We start from the raw sequence: 16,557 nt of genomic DNA, 5'->3' as shown, positions 1-16,557 counted from the left end.
CGCTCGTGATCGCAATCACAGACAAATGGGATCCGTCGCGATCGACTCGGCAACTCTTCTTCCACAAAACGACCGCCATGTCAGCTTAAGGTCGACGTATGGGAACTGTGGTCGACGACCTGATAACGCGAGTGTTCGACGAAGTCCGATCACTCGACGAAGGCGAGTTGGCCGACTACATCCCCGAACTCGCGGCGGTCGCCCCCGATTCGTTCGGAATCTGCATCGCCACCGTAGACGGTTACGTCTACGAGATCGGTGACTCGCGAATCCCGTTCACCATTCAGTCGATCTCGAAGCCCTTCACCTACGCCTTGGCTCTCGCCGATCGAGGAAGCGAGGCGGTTGCCGCGAAAATCGACGTCGAACCATCCGGCGAGCCGTTCAACGAAATCAGCCTCGACCCGCTCACCGAACGGCCACGAAACCCCATGATCAATGCCGGGGCGATCACCGCTGCATCACTGGTTGCCGGACCGAATCCCGAGGCCCGCTTCGAGCGCATCCGCTCGGCGTACTCGCGATACGCAGGCCGCGAGCTGACCTTCAACGAAGCCGTCTACACCTCCGAGGCCCGCACCGGTCACCGCAACCGTGCGATCGGCCACATGCTGCGATCCTTCGACGTCATCACCGGCAATCCCGACGAGGCCGTCGACCTGTACTTCCGTCAGTGTTCGATCGACGTGACCTGCCGTGATCTGAGTCTGATGGCTGCGACGATGGCGAACAACGGCGTCAATCCGCTCACCCACGAGCGTGCGCTGGCACCCGCAGGCGTCGAACAGGTCCTCAGTGTCATGGCAACCTGCGGGATGTACGACGGCGCCGGCAAGTGGCTGGTAGAGGTCGGATTGCCGGCCAAGAGCGGTGTCGGCGGCGGAGTGCTGGCGGTTCTGCCGGGCCAGATCGGGATCGCCGTGTACTCCCCCAGGCTCGACGTTCACGGCAACAGTGTTCGCGGAGTTGCGTCTGCCCGGGCACTGTCGAAGGAACTCGAACTGCACTTCCTCCACGTGACGCGGGCGTCACGCTCGTCGATCCGGGCCAGATACAGCGTCATCGAAGCACCGTCGCGAGTACGACGCACCCCGACCGAACAAGCCGTGCTCGACGACGTCGGCAAGCGCAGCCGGGTCTACGAACTGCACGGCGATCTCCTCTTCACCGGTGCCGAATCGGCGGTCCGCGAAATCGGCTCGGTGGACGAGGGCCTCGAAGTTGTCGTCATCGACGTCCGCCGCGTCGACGACGCCAGCGACGTCGCAGTACGCATGATCACCGCGCTGCAGGTTCAACTGGCCGAGCAGGCTTGTGCTGTGGCCGTCGTCGATCCGCAAGGACTGCTGGGACAACGAAGTTCGAGCATCGACCCCGCCAGACGAAGTGGTCGGGTTTTTGCCGATCTCGATTCCGCCATGCAGTGGTGCGAAGACACGCTGCTTGCGGTGCATTGTGAGGCCGATCGGCAGGCGTCGACGATCTCGATCGAGGACCACCCAGTTCTCGATGCTCTGTCCGCGGCGCAGATCGAGGGATTCTCCGCAGAACTGGAGACGCGAACCTATGCCCGCGGCGAGAAGATCGCCCGCCGAGGCGAAGCGGCCTCGGGGTTCTATCTGATTCTCAGCGGCCAGGTCAGCACCATGTTCACCGACGCGCACGGGGTCGAGCACCGCATCACGACGCTCTCCGCCGGAATGACGTTCGGCGAGATGACGATGTTCCTCGACACTCCGTTCCTCAACGACATCCGCGCCGATTCCACGGTCACCGTGGCCGTCCTGACTCCGGAGCGATATGCAGAACTGACCGCGCAGGCACCCGAGTTGAAACTTGCGCTTCTCGAACGACTGGCGGCGGGCGCCTACGAGCAATTGGACCTGATGTTGCGGAGTGTCATATCCGCCGGACGAATCGGATAGGAACCACACGTGCCCACCACCGCCTTCACCTCGGAGCCGTCCACTGTCACGGTGACCGGAGCCGCCACTGCAACAGCTGTTCCCGACATCGTGCGATTGACGATCGGAGTATCGGTGACACAGACGGCCGTTTCCGACGCGTTCGACGCCGTCGCGCGTCTGTCCACTGCCCTGACCGAGACCCTGCACGCGCGCGGTGTGCGCGGAGCGGACCTCACCACCGCCGGGCTGAGCGTCCATCCGCAGACTCACTGGAGCGACGGAGGCCGCCAGGAGACAACAGGATTCACGGCATCGACAACTTTCCGAGTCGTACTGCGAGAGCTGGAGCCGGAAGCGGCGAACTCCCCCGCTGCCGTTATCGCGGCATGTGTATCGGTGGGTGGCGACGCGATTCGGCTCGACGGACTGGAGTTCGATCTCGACGACCGCAGCGATCTGGCGACAAGAGCACGCGAATTGGCCTGGACGGCAGCCGAATCGAAGGCCAGACAGTTCGCAGACCTGGCAGACAAAGATCTGGTCGAAGTCCTCGAGGTGCTCGAGGACTTCGACCAGATCGTGCCGATGCGCGGACGTGTCGCGGCGATGAAAGCGGATTCGGCCCCGATAGCCGTCGAACGCGGAGAGATCGAAGAATCGATCTCGGTCCGCGTTCGATGGGCTATGGCGTGACAACAGTAATTCAGAAGACGCGGCCGGCAGTAGACCAGCCGGGCTTGCGGATCAGCGAGTGAGGTTCTTCTCCTCGTTCTTCTCTTCGCGTTCTTCTTCGAACTTCTGCTCGGCGTCGGGGGTTGCCATGTCGATGGTGGTGCGCAACGGACGGTTCGGGATGAAGATGACCGACACGAGCGTGACCACGGCGACGACGGCTGCGACCAGGAAGATCCGTCCTGTTGCGTCGCCGTAGGCGAACCGAACGATCTGCGAGACGAAGTCAGGCATATTGCTCAGGTCGAGGCCGTCCTGGAGGCTCTTTCCAGCTACTGCCTGCTGCTCGGGCGGCAAGGTGGAGACCGAATCGACTGTCAGTGTCTTGACGCGGGTCGCAAGAATCGAACCGAGCACCGACACGCCGATCGCGCCGCCGAAGGTGCGGAAGAACGCCACGATACTGCTGGCCGCGCCGATGTTCTCGACGCTGACCGTGTTCTGCACGGCGAGAACGATGTTCTGCATCAGCATGCCGGTACCGAGACCCACGATGGCGATGAAGATTCCGATTGTCCACAGGCTGGTTGCGTGGTCGATCGTCGACAGCAGCCCGAAACCGACCAGCAGCAGAACTGCGCCGGCGACGATGAAGGGCTTCCACTGACCGAACTTGGTGATCAGCTGGCCCGAGCCGACCGAGGCGACGAGCATGCCTGCGACCATCGGAATGGTGAGCAATCCGGCTTCGGTGGGATCGAATCCGCGTGCGGTCTGGAAGTACTGCGTCAGGAACGTCGTCGCGCCGAAGAGGCCGACACCAACTGCGATCGAGGCGATGATCGCGAGAGCCGTTGTGCGCTCGGTGATGATCTTGATCGGCAGGATCGGATCCTTGACCTTGGATTCGACGAACATCGTCAGGCCGAGCAGGGCCAGACCACCGATGACGAAGAAGGCCGACTCCTTCGAGAACCAGGCGTAGTAGTCGTCCTGACCGGCAAACGAAACCCAGATCAGCAGGACGCTGACACCGGCGGTGAGCAAGGTGGCGCCCATCCAGTCGATGGAGACGTTGTCCTTCTTCACGGTCTCGACGTGCAGTGTGCGCTGAAGCAGGAACAATGCGATGACTGCCAGCGGAACACATACGTAGAAGCACCAGCGCCAGCCGGCAGTGTCCACGAGGACGCCGCCGAGGATCGGTCCACCGGACATCGAGACGGCCATGGCCGCACCCATGTATCCGGAGTAGCGACCGCGATCTCGCGGCGGGATGATCGTGCCGATGATGGCTACGACGAGAGCGGTCAGACCGCCCATACCGATGCCCTGGATGACACGCGCACCGAGCAGCAACGGAACGTTGTGCGCCGCGCCGGCGATGACCGAGCCGATCACGAAGATGACGATCGCGGTCTGGACCAGGACCTTCTTGTTGTAGAGGTCGGCAAGCTTGCCCCAGATCGGCGTCGACGCCGCGGTGGCGAGCAACGCTGTCGTGATGATCCAGGCGTACTGCGTCTGAGTTCCGTGCAGTTCACCGATGATCGTGGGAAGCGCTGTGGAAACGATGGTGCTACTGAGCAGCGCGGTGAACAGCGCTGCGATGAGTCCGGTGAGTGCTTCGAGAATTTCGCGGTGAGTCATCGCGCCCGCTTCGCGAGCCGATCCGTCACCTCCGGTACTTGCCCGGGTTTCTCCTACTGTTGCTGCCATGTGCCTTATCTCCCAATACTTTCTACGCCCGTGTGCGGAACTGCCGGTGAGGCCTGCCGATTCGATGCGCCGAACGTCTCGTTGAGACGTTGCAGCGATGTCACTGCGGCCATGGCCTCTTCCTGGCTCCAGTCTTCGAGCATGTTGCGCAAACGCGCCGCACGCCGCTGCGTGGTTCTCCGTAAAACGTCGTGTCCCTCTTCCGATACTCGGATGCGGAACGCCCGCTTGTCAGCCGGATCGGGATTTCTCTCGACATACCCAGCGTCGACCAGATCCGACATTTGTCGGCTGAGCGACGACTGACTGACACACAGATCGACGGCCAATTCGTTCTGTCGGCACTCCCCACGCGCCGCCAGCATGAACAACACACTGACCAGCGCAGGCGGCAGCAGGCTGTCTGCACCGGTGGTGACCGCGGCTCGCAGCGATCTGCCGAACATGAAGATCGTGTCGACGAGCGCTTGGGCCGTCTCCGGCTGTACCGACATTGCCTACCCCTGAATTCGAGTGGCCCGAACGAGCCGTGACTTGAAAACGGAAAACTACTTGCAGAACGAAACTATACGATTAGTTGCGTAATGCAAGCAACTGTTGTGAACGCGAGAAGCGTCACACCGTTTCAGGGAAAGATTTCGGGACGTCTCAGCGTTCGAGGAGCGCGATGCACTCCATGTGGTGAGTCTGGGGGAACGCGTCGAACGCCCGGAGGCCACCGATTCTGAAGCCCTGCTCCAGGTAGAGGCCGATATCGCGACCGAACGACGCCGGGTCGCACCCGATGTGGACTATCCGCTCAGCGCCCGTTGAGGCGAGAGCTTCCACGACCGGCCGGCCGGCCCCCGCACGTGGCGGGTCGAGCACGATGACAGCAGGCGAACGCTCCAGATCCGCGATGATGTTCTCGACGCGGGCGCTGTGGAAGCGCACCTGACCGAGATCGGACAGCGCTGCCTGCCCGTCCGCGACTGCACGCGCCGAAGATTCGACGGACTCCACCACGCCGGACGGCCCGACAAGCTCGGCGAGCACAGCTGCGAACACGCCGACACCGCCGTAGAGATCCCAGGCCGTGTCCGCGGTAGCGGCTCCGGCCCACTCCCCGACCACCTGTGAGTACGCGGCCGCAGCGCCGCGATGGGCCTGCCAGAAACCGGTCGCGGCCAGCGCCCATTCTCGACTGCCGACGCGCTCGGTCACTGTGTCCGATCCGATGGCAACTCGGGTCTTTCGCGGGCCGCCGCTTGCCGCTCGGCGTGCCATCGCGCCGCGTCGCCCGGGCGTCCGCCGTCCCGTCTTGGACACCGCGGGTGCCGCGATTTCCACGACGTGCCGCTCGCCCGCAGCGTCGAGAACGACCTGCAGCTCGCTACCTGGCGCCCACTGCGCACCGCCGAGACCGTCGTACGCGCTCTGATCGATCTGGGTGCACCGCAGGTCTGTGACGATCCGGTTGCTGCGGTACGCGTGGTATCCGGCGACACCGTGCCCGTCCACCGCCAACCGGACTCGCGTGCGCCAACCCGTTCCGCCTCCGGTTCCGGGCAGTTCCTCTACCTCGACGTCCGATTCGACACGAGCCAGTCGCAGAAGCTGCTCCCGCACGACCGAGGTCTTCATCTCACGTTGGACGCTCAGATCCGCATGCGAGTAGTCGCAGCAGCCCGCCCCGCCCGGGCCGGAGATCGGGCATGTCGGATCGATCCGATGCGGAGAAGCGTCGAGAACGGTGATCGCGTCGGCGCGGCAGAACGATCCGCCCTTGTCCTCGGTCACCCGGACCAGCGCACGCTCCCCCGGCAAACCGTGACGGACGAACACGACCCGCCCCTCGTGCCGGGCGACGACGAACCCGCCGTGACCGGGGTTGCCCAGATCGACCTCGAAGGTCTGTCCGGTCCAATTCTCACTCAACGAACTACGCCTGCCATTTCGATGTTGCCGATCATTTTTCGCCGGTGATCATTTCTCGCCGGTGTCGTAACCGCGACGCGTGGCACCTGCGGTCTTCTCGATGTCGAGCGGCTTCGCCTTTGCCGACGAACTCAGCTGCCACGGAACGCTGGTCACCATCACGCCGGGCTGGAAAAGCAGACGACTCTTCAGACGAAGCGCGCTCTGATTGTGCAGGATCTGCTCCCACCAGTGTCCGACGACGTACTCGGGAATGAAGACGGTGACGACGTCACGCGGAGCATCGCGTCGTACACGCTTGACGTAATCGAGAACCGGCTTGGTGATTTCGCGGTACGGCGACTCGATCACCTTGAGCGGAACCGTCACGTCGCTCTTCTCCCACTCACGCACGAGTGCACGGGTGTCCGGCTCGTCGACGTTGACCGTGATGGCTTCGAGGGTGTCCGGTCGCGTGGCTCGCGCGTAGGCGAGAGCTCGCATCGTCGGCATGTGCAACTTCGAGACGAGCACGATCGAGTGCGTGCGGCTGGGCAGTACGCCGTCCCACTCCTGCTCCTCGAGCTCGGCTGCGACGCTGTCGTAGTGCTTGCGGATCATCTTCATCACGATGAAGATCGCGACCATCGCGACGATGGCGATCCATGCGCCGGCAGCGAACTTGGTGATCAGAACGATGATCAAGACGGTGGCGGTCATTGCCAGACCGATCGAATTGATCACTCGCGAGCGCTGCATACGGGCCCGTTGCGCCTTGTCGGTCTCGGACTTCAGATGCCGAGTCCAGTGCTTGATCATGCCCGTCTGGCTGAGCACGAACGAGACGAAGACGCCGACGATGTACAACTGGATGAGCTTGGTGACCTCGGCGCCGAACACCACGACGAATGCGATGGCAGCACCGGAGAGGAAGAGGATTCCGTTGCTGAATGCCAGTCGGTCGCCGCGCGTGTGCAGCTGACGCGGTAGGTACCGATCCTGCGCCAGGATCGATCCGAGTACCGGAAATCCGTTGAACGCGGTGTTCGCGGCCAGAACCAGGATCAGTGCCGTGACGATCGCCATGAAGAAGAAACCGATCGGGAAACCACTGAAGACGGCTTCGGCGATCTGCGCGATCAAGGTCTTCTGATGGTAGCCCTCCGGCGCTCCGACCAGCTGTTCCTGCGGATTGTGTGCGTAGACGATGCCGATCTTCTGAGCCAGGATGATGATGCCCATCAGCAGGACGATGGCGATCGACCCGAGCAGCAGCAAGGTCGTGGCAGCGTTGCGCGACTTCGGCTTCTGGAACGCCGGTACGCCGTTGCTGATGGCCTCGACGCCGGTCAGTGCGGCACAGCCCGAGGAGAATGCGCGGGCGATCAGGAACGCGAAGGCAATTCCGTACAGATGCGAATCCTCGGCGTTGAGCGTGAACGACGACGATTCCGCGTGCACATCCTCACCGAGGACGTAGATCCGGAAGAATCCCCACCCGAGCATCAGGAACATGCCGACGATGAATGCGTAGGTCGGAATTGCGAACGCGGTCCCCGATTCACGGATACCGCGAAGGTTGACCGCGGTCAGCAACACGATCGCCGCAACCGCGAACAACACCTTGTGCTGCGCGACGAACGGCAGAGCCGAGCCGATGTTCGACGCCGCCGACGAGATCGACACGGCGACCGTCAGCACGTAGTCGACCATCAGCGCACTACCGACGGTCAGACCGGCGGTCGGGCCGAGGTTGACCGTCGCGACCTCGTAGTCGCCGCCACCGGAGGGGTATGCGTGGACGTTCTGGCGGTAGCTCGCCACCACCACAGCCATGACGATGGCGACGGACAATCCGATCCAGGGGGTGTACGCATACGCGGAAATACCCGCGACGGAGAGAACCAGGAAGATTTCTTCGGGGGCATACGCGACGGACGACATCGCGTCGGACGCGAAGACCGGTAGTGCAATTCGCTTGGGTAGCAGCGTGTGCCCGAGTTTGTCGCTTCGGAACGGCCGACCGAGCAGGAGCCGCTTGGTAGCGGTCGAGAGCTTAGACACGTGCAAAGCGTAAGCCGTCTCGCCCGATTCGGAGTCATCAGAGCCCCAACTTCACCTTTTGTCGTGACAACCGGCACGCGAGCGACCGTTGTACTTGCTCTTCCCGTAAGGGGCTGTACCGTTCGATTCGGCGTGCAATCGCGCCATGAGGGTCCATGAACGGAGTAGGGCGTGTATGTCGTCATCATGGGGTGCGGTCGAGTGGGTTCTTCCCTCGCCGCGTCTCTGACCAGGATCGGACATGAGGTCGCCGTCATCGACCGCGATCAGAGTGCGTTTCTGCGTCTCGATCTCGACTTCCCGGGAACCAAGGTTCTGGGAATGGGGTTCGACCGTGACGTGCTGGTCCGGGCGGGAATCGAGCGGGCCGACGCCTTTGCCGCGGTGTCCTCGGGAGACAATTCCAACATCATCGCAGCGCGAGTCGCACGCGAGACTTTCGGCGTCGAACGCGTCGTCGCACGTATTTACGACGCCAAGCGTGCCGCTGTTTACGAGCGACTCGGCATTCCCACGGTCGCCACCGTGCCGTGGTCGACGGATCGTTTCCTGCACACGTTGACCAAGGAAAGTCAGACTGCGAAGTGGCGCGATCCTTCGGGCACTGTCGCCATCACCGAACTTGCCCTGCACGAGGATTGGGCGGGCAAGCCGATCGCGCTCCTCGAGGGCGCGACCAGTTCGAGAGTCGCCTTCATCATCCGCTTCGGGACCGGCATTCTCCCCGACCGCAAGACTGTCATCCAGGCCGACGATCAGGTCTACATCGCCGCCGTGTCGGGAACCGTCGCCGAAGCTGTCGCACTGGCCGGCAACCCGCCGCCGAGCGACGACTGAGGGAGGCCGCAGATGACTGATCCGTACGCCGCCCCCCACAACAAGACTGCGACTGTGTTGCACTACAACGTGATTGGAAGTTCTCGATGAAGGTCGCCATCGCCGGAGCCGGCGCCGTAGGCCGTTCCATTGCGCGAGAGCTGATTCGAAGCTCACATGACGTCATGCTGATCGAACGCAAACTCGATCACATCGAACCGGAGTCGGTGCCCGAGGCGAAGTGGGTGCACGCGGACGCCTGCGAACTCAGCAGACTCGAGGACGCGTCGATGGAGTCGTACGAGGTCGTGATTGCCGCGACCGGAGACGACAAGGCAAACCTGGTCCTCAGTCTGCTCGCGAAAACCGAGTTCGGTGTTCGCCGAGTTGTCGCCCGCGTCAACGATCCCCGCAACGAGTGGCTCTTCGACGAGTCCTGGGGCGTGGACGTCGCCGTCTCGACACCGCGGATGCTCGCTTCGCTCGTCGAAGAGGCCGTCTCGGTCGGTGACCTGGTCAAACTGATGACACTGCGGCAGGGACAGGCCAACCTCGTCGAGATCACGTTGCCCGACAACACACCTCTTGCCGGAAAAGCCGTCAAGAAACTCGAACTTCCGCGAGACTGCGCACTGGTCACCATCCTGCGTGGCGGACGCGTGATCGTCCCGCAGATGGACGATCCCATCGAAGGCGGGGACGAACTGCTCTTCGTTGCGGCCGTCGACGCCGAGGATCAGTTGCGCGTTGCACTCCGCCTGGAGAATTGACCGACGAACACACTGACGACGAAAGGGAATCACATGGCACAAGCGCCCGAAAACACCGTAGTCACCGACAATCCGGCCCAGAGCCGGTACGAGATCCATGCCGACGGCGACCTCGCTGGGCTCGAGGACTACACCACCTCCGGTGACGTCGTCTCGTTCAATCACACCGAGATCTACCCCGCCTTCGAAGGTTTCGGATTGGCCGGGGTTCTCGTCCGCCAGGCTCTGGACGACCTACGAGCACGCGGCCTCAAGGTTCACCCGGTGTGCCCGTACGTCGTGAAGTTCCTCGACAAGCACCCCGAGTACCAGGACCTGATCAGCTGAGATCGCGGTCTTCGCGCGGCTTCGTCAGATTCACCGAGCCCACCTCTTCGGACCCTGCGTCCGTGGCGGTGGGCTCGCTGCTTTCGGGCTCCACAACCGGTTCAGGCTCGACGATGCGATCGGCCTTACGCACAGCCCAGACCGTCACGAGCAGCACCAAACCGGTCAACGGCCACCCCATGCCGATACGCGCGACTGCGAGCCATCCGGTGTGGTCGGTGTCGTAGAGCTGTGACTGAACGAGATACCGCGCACCGAAGACCAACGCCCACGCTGCCGTCGCGACGTCGTAGAGCCGGACGGCGGAGCTGTGCTTGCGCCAGAGATTGCCGTGCCCGTTGAGATAACCCCAGATGATTCCGACGAGGGGCCAGCGCACGAGGATGGAAATCAGGAAGACCGCACCGTAGGCGAGGCTCGTGTAGATACCGAAGAGGAAATATCCTTTGGCGTCGCCGGTGCGGTAGGCGATGAATGCGGAAACTCCGACTCCGAGAAAACCGGAAATAGCGGGTTGGAGGGAATCCTTGCGGAAGAGGCGCCAGGCCGCGATAGCGACAGCGACGCCCAATGCGGCCCAGATTGCCGCGGTGAGATTCCAGATGCTGTTGACCGGGACAAAAATCAGAATCGGCAAAGACGAATAGATCAGACCACTCAGCCCGCCGAGTTGGTCGATTACCGATCGCTGTTGTGTTTCAGTCACCTGTCGAGGGTGCCACAGTCACCGAGTTGCACGGTAAATGCGGGAAACGCGCCTATTCGCCGCGCAGTTCGTAGTAAGGGTTGAAGATCGCCTTGCGACCGTCACGCTCGCCCACACGACCGCGGATCAGCAGGGTCTTACCGGTCTCGATTCCCGGGATCCGGCGACGCCCGATCCAGACGAGATTGATCATCTCGGTGCCATCGAAGAACTCGGCCTCGATGCTGGCATTTCCCGACTTGGGACACGCGTCGACGCTGCGGAGTCGGCCCACCATCGTGACTTCTTCACCGCGACGACAATCGCATGCCTTCTGACCTCCGGAAGCCTTGTTGGACTCGACCATCTCCTGGGCGTCCAACTGGTCGACGTCCTCGGTCAGACGCTGGGTCAGTCGACGAAAATATCCTGCGGCGGCGGGTGCCATTGCGCGCTCCTGCGAACATGTGTGACGCAAGGGTTTCGCGTCACGTGAAGGGCTGTGTGATCGCCACTGTAGACCCATTACGAGCGTGTAACCACACCGGTCAGTCCGCGTCTCGGGGGCACCGGGCAAGATCAAGAGATGCAGAACTCTGAATCGGCGACCGTTGCCGTCGTTCTCCCAGGTACAGGCTCTGACGCCCACTTCGCGGACCGCGCATTCCGGGCGCCGCTGGAGGCTCTGGGTGTGCGCATCATCGCAATTGAACCGGACCCTCGGCGTGTCGTGGACGGCTATCTGGACGCGATGGACAGAGCCGCGGACACGCACGGCCGAATCATCGTCGGAGGGGTCTCGATCGGAGCGGCCGTTGCACTCCAGTGGGCCGCCGACAATCCCGATCGAACGGTGAGTGTGTTGGCAGCGCTTCCGGCCTGGACGGGCTCGGCCGACGACGCCCCCGCAGCAGCGAGCGCGCGGTTCACCGCCGGGCAACTGCGCTCCGAAGGCTTGGAGTCGGTGATCGCTGCGATGCTCGCGTCGAGTCCGGCGTGGCTCGGAGCCGAACTCGAGCGCTCCTGGCGCTCTCAGTGGCCCGATCTCCCGGCTGCGCTCGACGAGGCGGCGTCGTACCACTCACTCGGCGAGAGCGCGCTACGGGCGGTGGGCGTTCCGGTCGGCATTGCGTCGGCGGTGGACGATCCGGTTCATCCCGCGTCAGTGGCGCAGGCCTGGGCGGCTTCACTCCCCCGCGGCGCAGTCGCCACGACGACGCTCGACATGATCGGGCGCGACCCCGCGGTTCTCGGGTCCACCTGCATCAAAGCGCTCGCGGCGATCGAATCCGATACCACCGCGAGCGCCTGAAGAAAATTCTGTTACTGACCCAATTGCTGCATGGCAGAACCGGATTCGCCGCTACGAGGCGGCGGGGTCGGCCGTGCTGGAGGTGCCGGCGGAGCGGGCGGTGCTGACTGCTGTTGCTGCTGGGCGGCGACCTGTTGCTGCTGCGCTGCCGCCAACTGCTGCTCGTGTGCGGCCGCCAACTGCTCGGCGAGCACCTGCGGGAGCACCACGGGCAGCGGTGTCCGCACCGGATGCGGCTCTGATCCTCGGTTGACGACGGTGTCACGCAAGATGTCCCGTGCGATTGCCACCAGAGGAGCGTTCGCGGCGGTGGATCCACTCGGACCCGCGACCACGCAGCGCACCATCCACCGGGGACCGTCGACGCCGATGAACCGCAGGTCCATGTTGGCCGTCACAGCAGCCAGTTCACGGCCCCACGGGCCGTTCTCGACGCTCACCGCGGAATTGTCGTCGCGAAGCGACTGCGCGAGCTCGGCAACGACCTCACGCCACTGACCGGGCGATTTCGGGGCGGCGTAGGCAGCAACCGTGATGCGGCCGTGCTCGGTGACCAGGTGCACGGCCTGCGGCGAACCGTTGGGCGCCATCTCGACCTGCAACTGCCCGCCGGTCGGCATCGGCACCAGAACGGAACCGAGATCAAGACGCTGACCGTCACGGCCTGCCGTCGGATCGTCGGAATCGATCTCCGAGATGTCGTAAGGGCCTTCCGATTCGTCACCGAACTCGTCGCCGGTGACTTCGAGATCGTCTTCGACCTCGTCGATCTCCACCGACTCGTCGTTCTCGTCACCGAAGAAGCTGGTGGTTTCCTCGTCGACGTCTGTCTTCTTCTTGCGTCCGAACATGATTCAGACTCCCTCTCCGACTACCGCGCCAGGCGCATCGGTATCGAGTATCGCGTGCCCGCCGCTGGAACCGTAGCCTCCGGTTCCTCTAGTCGTGTCGTCCAGCGATTCGACTTCCTCGAAAACCGGAAGTTCGACTCGTTGAACCACGAGCTGAGCGATTCGGTCACCGCGGCGGATGTCGATGGCCGTGGCCGGATCGAGATTGATCAAGCAGACCTTGAGTTCGCCCCGGTATCCCGCGTCCACGGTTCCGGGCGCATTCACGATCGACAGTCCCGATTTGGCGGCGAGTCCGGAACGCGGATGGATCAACCCGACGGTGCCCACCGGCAAAGCGATCGCGATCCCCGTTCCGACCAGTGTTCGGTGGCCGGGTTCGATGGTGACGTCGCTGGTGGAGCACAGATCCACACCCGCATCTCCGGGATGCGCACGCTGTGGAACGGGCAGGTCTGGATCCAGTCGCTTCAAGGCGATGGAGAGATGGTCGCTCACGTGGGCCAAGACTACTCGTAGCGACGGACTATCCTTGACAGGTGCCCGAAACATCTCGACCTGACGTCGCCACCACAACGCCCCCGTCCACGACGCTGTACTCCGAGCGCCTGTGGGTGCCGATCTGGTGGTGGATCGCCGGGTTGGCCGTAGCCGGACTCCTCGCGGCCGAGGTCCACATGGGCCGCCCGGGGCTTCTCTCGTACCTGGCGTACGTCGTACTACTCCCGATCCCGATCTGGGCGGCATTCTGGCTCAGCCGGATGCGCGTCGAGGTAGTGGAGACAGCAGGGGTGAAGGAACTGCACGTGGGTAGAGCCCACCTGCCGGTCGAATTGATTTCACGGGCGGCAGCAGTGCCGGCTTCCGCGAAGAGTGCTGCGATGGGGCGCCAACTCGATCCGTCGGCGTTCGTCCAGCATCGCCCATGGGTCAAGACAATGGTGTTGATCGTGCTCGACGACCCGGAGGATCCCACGCCGTACTGGTTGGTGAGCACACGTCGTCCCGCTGATCTGCTGGCTGCGCTGGATCTCTGACCAGCGCGGTCACAGCAAAGCAGTACTTCCCGACCCTTGGTCGACCCTCGCGCTGACGGGTCGACCACCGGGAAGGGAGATCAGGCAGCGCAGTCCATGCATACGAGCTGTCCGTTGGCATCACTGGCCAGGCGGCTGCGGTGATGAACCAGGAAGCAGCTCGAACACGTGAACTCGTCTGCCTGCTTCGGAACAACTCGAACCGAGAGTTCCTCGCCGGAAAGGTCGGCACCCGGCAGCTCGAAGGACTCCGCGGTGTCCGTCTCGTCGATGTCGACGACGGCTGACTGCGCTTCGTTGCGTCGCGCCTTCAGCTCCTCGAGCGAGTCCTCCGAAACCTCGTCGGACTCTGTACGCCTCGGTGCGTCGTAGTCAGTTGCCATCTCGTCTACCCCATCCTCTTCGTGTATCCCGGTCCCGTGTGCGCCGAGAATCCGGTAGATCCTTGATGCGCATGGAAACCGCCGTGGCATCCAGATCATTCCCTGTCGCTGCATAACGCTGCAGGACTGGAATTAGTGCCCGGAAGTTCCTTCCGAGAACGTGATCTGCGCCTCATTTGGTTGTCATTTCGGCGTCCGGCCGATGCCCAGTTGAACGACCTGGGCCGCCAGACAGTAGCCGACGTGAGCACGAAAGTAGTAACCGAATCGGAAATTTCCGAAAAATGACTGCGAATTGTCACCAAGGCAAGAGCAAGCTGTGACCTTTCCACGATGTTTTCGGGCCGAATCCGGGTAGAAACAGGCCGGTAATCGGCCAACTGCCGTTTCGCAATCGACAAGGACTCGACGCGTCGAGCCTCGCTTCGGCTGTCTCGTCACACAGGCCCTCTAAGGTAGGCACCGAACGTCATGCCGGCGCCGCTCGGCCCGATGGCGAAGTAGAAGTTTCGTCAAGAAAGTCGAGGGATACCGTGGTTTCTCTGATCACCGAAGGCAGCTCTACCGATGACCAGGGACGTCCGTTCCGCCGTCGGCGCGCGTGGCCGGTGATCGCCGTGTTCGCGGTACTCGCATTGATCGGCAGTGTCTTGTGGGTCCGCATCCTGAGCGCCGAGGCGGAAGTCAGTGACACCGTCGCCTGCAACCTGCCGCAACCTTCGTCCGATCCTTCGGCAGCGGCGCCACTACCGCTGGGAACCGTCGTCGACCGCTCGAAGCTGCTCGACGTGGATCCCGCTCCCCTCGCCGCCACCAAGGTTCGTGTGTTCAACGCCAACGGTGAACACGGTCAGGCGGCCCAGGTGGCAGCGCAGCTGAGCGAGTTCGGCTTCTCCAGCGCGCCGGACGTCCAGGTCGGAAACGACCCCGTCTACGTCGACCAGAACATGGAGTGCCAGGGTCAGATCCGATTCGGAGCGAACGGCCTCGCCGCCGCCAGTTCCGTCTGGCTGGTCGCCCCCTGCGCCGAACTGGTCCAGGACGGCCGCGGCGACGACACCGTCGACCTGGCTCTCGGCACGTACAACAAGGGCGCCCTGACCCCCAACACCGACGCCACCGCGATCTTGCATGCTCTGGCCGAGCAGCCCGCAAACGCCGAAGTCGCTCCGATGGACATCGCACTGCTCAAAGCAGCGCGCACGGCGCGCTGCTGACAGGCCTCAGCTCGGAATCGGCTGATCTGCGCCGGTAGCTCCGAGCATGTGCGCGAACTGCTCGGCGATCGCCGGAGCGACCGCGTAAACGACATCGCCGTCGGCCGACGTGGAATTTGGCGACGGGACGTTGATCACGGCGCCCGCTTCGGAAGCGATCAAGGAGCCGGCTGCCCAGTCCCACGGACTCAGTCCGTGTTCGAAGTGAGCGTCGACCCGGCCGGTGGCAACCATGCACAGATCCAACGCAGCCGAACCGATACGTCGGATGTCGCGGACCTGCGGCAGGATCTGCCCGATCAACGTGCCCTGCACCTTCCGGCGATCCGCTCCGTAACCGAAGCCGGTGGCCAACAGCGCCATTGACAGCTCGGTCACCTCATTGGCTTGCAGGTCGCTGACGACGCCGTCGGCCGTGGTCATGGTTGCACCGCCGCCCCGATGCGCGGCGTACGTGGTTTCCAACGACACGTCGACGACAGCCCCGGCTACCGAGAACCCGTCGATCTGTACGGCCACCGAGATGGCGAACGCGGGGATTCCGTAGAGAAAATTCACCGTGCCGTCGATGGGATCGACAACCCATCGAACTCCCGCGGAATCGTCGGTGTCTCCGCCACCTTCCTCACCCAGGATCGAATCTGCAGGGCGCAATTGCGCCAGAAGGTCGCGAATCACTTGTTCGGTTTCGGTATCGACCACCGTGACGGGATCGGTGGGCGTGCTCTTCGCCGCAACCGAACCACCCTCGGCGGCACCGGAACCCACCAGGCCGAATACCTCGGGCCGACGCAAACGGACGTGTTCGGCTGCGCGTTCGGCGACGGCTACGGCTACTTCCCGCAACTGTGCGGGGTCCAGAGAATCGGCGGAAAAGTCGGGCAATGTTCTTTCTGAAGGG

General features: G+C 63.3%; 18 protein-coding genes. 8 read left to right on the top strand and 10 right to left on the bottom strand.

What is annotated here, in order from left to right:
- Positions 1–98: 98 nt before the first annotated feature.
- Both glsA and ACBG85_RS13400 read left to right on the top strand, forming a co-directional pair.
- A complete protein-coding gene (glsA, locus tag ACBG85_RS13405; RefSeq protein WP_054188510.1) occupies positions 99–1,925 on the top strand; it encodes a glutaminase A in 1,827 nt (608 codons plus the stop codon).
- A 9-nt stretch (positions 1,926–1,934) separates the two neighbouring features.
- Positions 1,935–2,600, top strand: a complete 666-nt coding sequence (locus ACBG85_RS13400; protein WP_283543006.1) for an SIMPL domain-containing protein — start codon at positions 1,935–1,937, stop codon at positions 2,598–2,600.
- A gap of 51 nt (positions 2,601–2,651) precedes the next feature.
- Here ACBG85_RS13400 and ACBG85_RS13395 read toward each other — a convergent pair whose 3' ends face one another.
- From ACBG85_RS13395 to ACBG85_RS13380, 4 genes are all read right to left on the bottom strand, one after another.
- Positions 2,652–4,298 (bottom strand): MDR family MFS transporter, encoded by a 1,647-nt coding sequence (locus tag ACBG85_RS13395; protein ID WP_007732863.1) that lies wholly within the window; start codon positions 4,296–4,298, stop codon positions 2,652–2,654.
- 5 nt (positions 4,299–4,303) lie between these two features.
- Positions 4,304–4,792 carry a MarR family winged helix-turn-helix transcriptional regulator gene (locus ACBG85_RS13390; RefSeq protein WP_003942624.1) on the bottom strand — a complete coding sequence of 163 codons (489 nt, stop codon included), beginning with the start codon at positions 4,790–4,792 and terminating at the stop codon, positions 4,304–4,306.
- Between the two features lie 154 nt (positions 4,793–4,946).
- Positions 4,947–6,215 carry a TRAM domain-containing protein gene (locus ACBG85_RS13385; protein WP_312638464.1) on the bottom strand — a complete coding sequence of 423 codons (1,269 nt, stop codon included), beginning with the start codon at positions 6,213–6,215 and terminating at the stop codon, positions 4,947–4,949.
- Between the two features lie 48 nt (positions 6,216–6,263).
- A complete protein-coding gene (locus tag ACBG85_RS13380) occupies positions 6,264–8,258 on the bottom strand; it encodes an APC family permease (RefSeq protein ID WP_007732857.1) in 1,995 nt (664 codons plus the stop codon).
- A 171-nt stretch (positions 8,259–8,429) separates the two neighbouring features.
- Here ACBG85_RS13380 and ACBG85_RS13375 point away from each other — a divergent pair, with 171 nt between their 5' ends.
- The 3 genes from ACBG85_RS13375 (at position 8,430) to ACBG85_RS13365 (ending at position 10,171) form a co-directional block, all read left to right on the top strand.
- Positions 8,430–9,095 carry a TrkA family potassium uptake protein gene (locus tag ACBG85_RS13375; protein WP_003942587.1) on the top strand — a complete coding sequence of 222 codons (666 nt, stop codon included), beginning with the start codon at positions 8,430–8,432 and terminating at the stop codon, positions 9,093–9,095.
- An 86-nt stretch (positions 9,096–9,181) separates the two neighbouring features.
- Positions 9,182–9,844 (top strand): TrkA family potassium uptake protein, encoded by a 663-nt coding sequence (locus ACBG85_RS13370; protein WP_003942632.1) that lies wholly within the window; start codon positions 9,182–9,184, stop codon positions 9,842–9,844.
- Between the two features lie 33 nt (positions 9,845–9,877).
- A complete protein-coding gene (locus tag ACBG85_RS13365; protein WP_166502237.1) occupies positions 9,878–10,171 on the top strand; it encodes a GNAT family N-acetyltransferase in 294 nt (97 codons plus the stop codon).
- On the opposite strand, the gene ACBG85_RS13360 is transcribed toward ACBG85_RS13365, so the two are convergent.
- Together ACBG85_RS13360 and ACBG85_RS13355 are read right to left on the bottom strand one after the other, a co-directional pair.
- A complete protein-coding gene (locus ACBG85_RS13360) occupies positions 10,164–10,877 on the bottom strand; it encodes a DUF3159 domain-containing protein (protein WP_003942611.1) in 714 nt (237 codons plus the stop codon). The two genes, ACBG85_RS13365 and ACBG85_RS13360, sit on opposite strands and share 8 nt — an antisense overlap.
- 52 nt (positions 10,878–10,929) lie before the next feature.
- Complete coding sequence (locus tag ACBG85_RS13355; protein WP_372027720.1) at positions 10,930–11,304, bottom strand: OB-fold nucleic acid binding domain-containing protein; 375 nt, start codon at positions 11,302–11,304, stop codon at positions 10,930–10,932.
- Positions 11,305–11,442: 138 nt separating this feature from the next.
- On the opposite strand from ACBG85_RS13355, the gene ACBG85_RS13350 reads away from it, so the two are divergent.
- On the top strand, positions 11,443–12,168 hold the full coding sequence (locus ACBG85_RS13350; protein ID WP_065352419.1) for an alpha/beta fold hydrolase: 726 nt from the start codon (positions 11,443–11,445) through the stop codon (positions 12,166–12,168).
- Between the two features lie 11 nt (positions 12,169–12,179).
- Here ACBG85_RS13350 and ACBG85_RS13345 read toward each other — a convergent pair whose 3' ends face one another.
- On the bottom strand, positions 12,180–13,019 hold the full coding sequence (locus ACBG85_RS13345; RefSeq protein ID WP_003942585.1) for a DUF3710 domain-containing protein: 840 nt from the start codon (positions 13,017–13,019) through the stop codon (positions 12,180–12,182).
- A gap of 3 nt (positions 13,020–13,022) precedes the next feature.
- Positions 13,023–13,517, bottom strand: a complete 495-nt coding sequence (gene dut, locus ACBG85_RS13340) for a dUTP diphosphatase (RefSeq protein WP_003942635.1) — start codon at positions 13,515–13,517, stop codon at positions 13,023–13,025.
- Positions 13,518–13,558: 41 nt separating this feature from the next.
- On the opposite strand from dut, the gene ACBG85_RS13335 reads away from it, so the two are divergent.
- A complete protein-coding gene (locus ACBG85_RS13335; protein WP_003942596.1) occupies positions 13,559–14,056 on the top strand; it encodes a DUF3093 domain-containing protein in 498 nt (165 codons plus the stop codon).
- Positions 14,057–14,136: 80 nt separating this feature from the next.
- Here the strand turns inward: ACBG85_RS13335 and ACBG85_RS13330 are convergent, their stop codons facing one another.
- Positions 14,137–14,439, bottom strand: a complete 303-nt coding sequence (locus tag ACBG85_RS13330; protein ID WP_003942593.1) for a DUF4193 domain-containing protein — start codon at positions 14,437–14,439, stop codon at positions 14,137–14,139.
- Positions 14,440–14,972: 533 nt separating this feature from the next.
- Here ACBG85_RS13330 and cei point away from each other — a divergent pair.
- A complete protein-coding gene (gene cei / locus ACBG85_RS13325) occupies positions 14,973–15,656 on the top strand; it encodes an envelope integrity protein Cei (protein ID WP_003942618.1) in 684 nt (227 codons plus the stop codon).
- A 6-nt stretch (positions 15,657–15,662) separates the two neighbouring features.
- On the opposite strand, the gene ACBG85_RS13320 is transcribed toward cei, so the two are convergent.
- A complete protein-coding gene (locus ACBG85_RS13320; protein WP_007732836.1) occupies positions 15,663–16,541 on the bottom strand; it encodes an inositol monophosphatase family protein in 879 nt (292 codons plus the stop codon).
- Between the last annotated feature and the right edge of the window lie 16 nt (positions 16,542–16,557).

The organism is Rhodococcus sp. NyZ502 (assembly GCF_041464245.1).
In the GTDB taxonomy this organism is placed as follows: domain Bacteria; phylum Actinomycetota; class Actinomycetes; order Mycobacteriales; family Mycobacteriaceae; genus Rhodococcus_F; species Rhodococcus_F qingshengii.
Note: the sequence above shows the minus strand (reverse complement) of the source record. Positions and strands in the feature narration are given on the sequence as shown.

What these genes read in the sequence shown, in the direction of transcription:
- ACBG85_RS13395 (WP_007732863.1), bottom strand. Translation starts at nt 4,298, where the DNA reads ATGGCAGCAACAGTAGGAGAAACCCGGGCAAGTACCGGAGGTGACGGA.
- glsA (WP_054188510.1), top strand. Translation starts at nt 99, where the DNA reads ATGGGAACTGTGGTCGACGACCTGATAACGCGAGTGTTCGACGAAGTC.
- ACBG85_RS13350 (WP_065352419.1), top strand. Translation starts at nt 11,443, where the DNA reads ATGCAGAACTCTGAATCGGCGACCGTTGCCGTCGTTCTCCCAGGTACA.
- ACBG85_RS13390 (WP_003942624.1), bottom strand. Translation starts at nt 4,792, where the DNA reads ATGTCGGTACAGCCGGAGACGGCCCAAGCGCTCGTCGACACGATCTTC.
- ACBG85_RS13355 (WP_372027720.1), bottom strand. Translation starts at nt 11,304, where the DNA reads ATGGCACCCGCCGCCGCAGGATATTTTCGTCGACTGACCCAGCGTCTG.
- ACBG85_RS13370 (WP_003942632.1), top strand. Translation starts at nt 9,182, where the DNA reads ATGAAGGTCGCCATCGCCGGAGCCGGCGCCGTAGGCCGTTCCATTGCG.
- ACBG85_RS13365 (WP_166502237.1), top strand. Translation starts at nt 9,878, where the DNA reads ATGGCACAAGCGCCCGAAAACACCGTAGTCACCGACAATCCGGCCCAG.
- ACBG85_RS13330 (WP_003942593.1), bottom strand. Translation starts at nt 14,439, where the DNA reads ATGGCAACTGACTACGACGCACCGAGGCGTACAGAGTCCGACGAGGTT.
- ACBG85_RS13345 (WP_003942585.1), bottom strand. Translation starts at nt 13,019, where the DNA reads ATGTTCGGACGCAAGAAGAAGACAGACGTCGACGAGGAAACCACCAGC.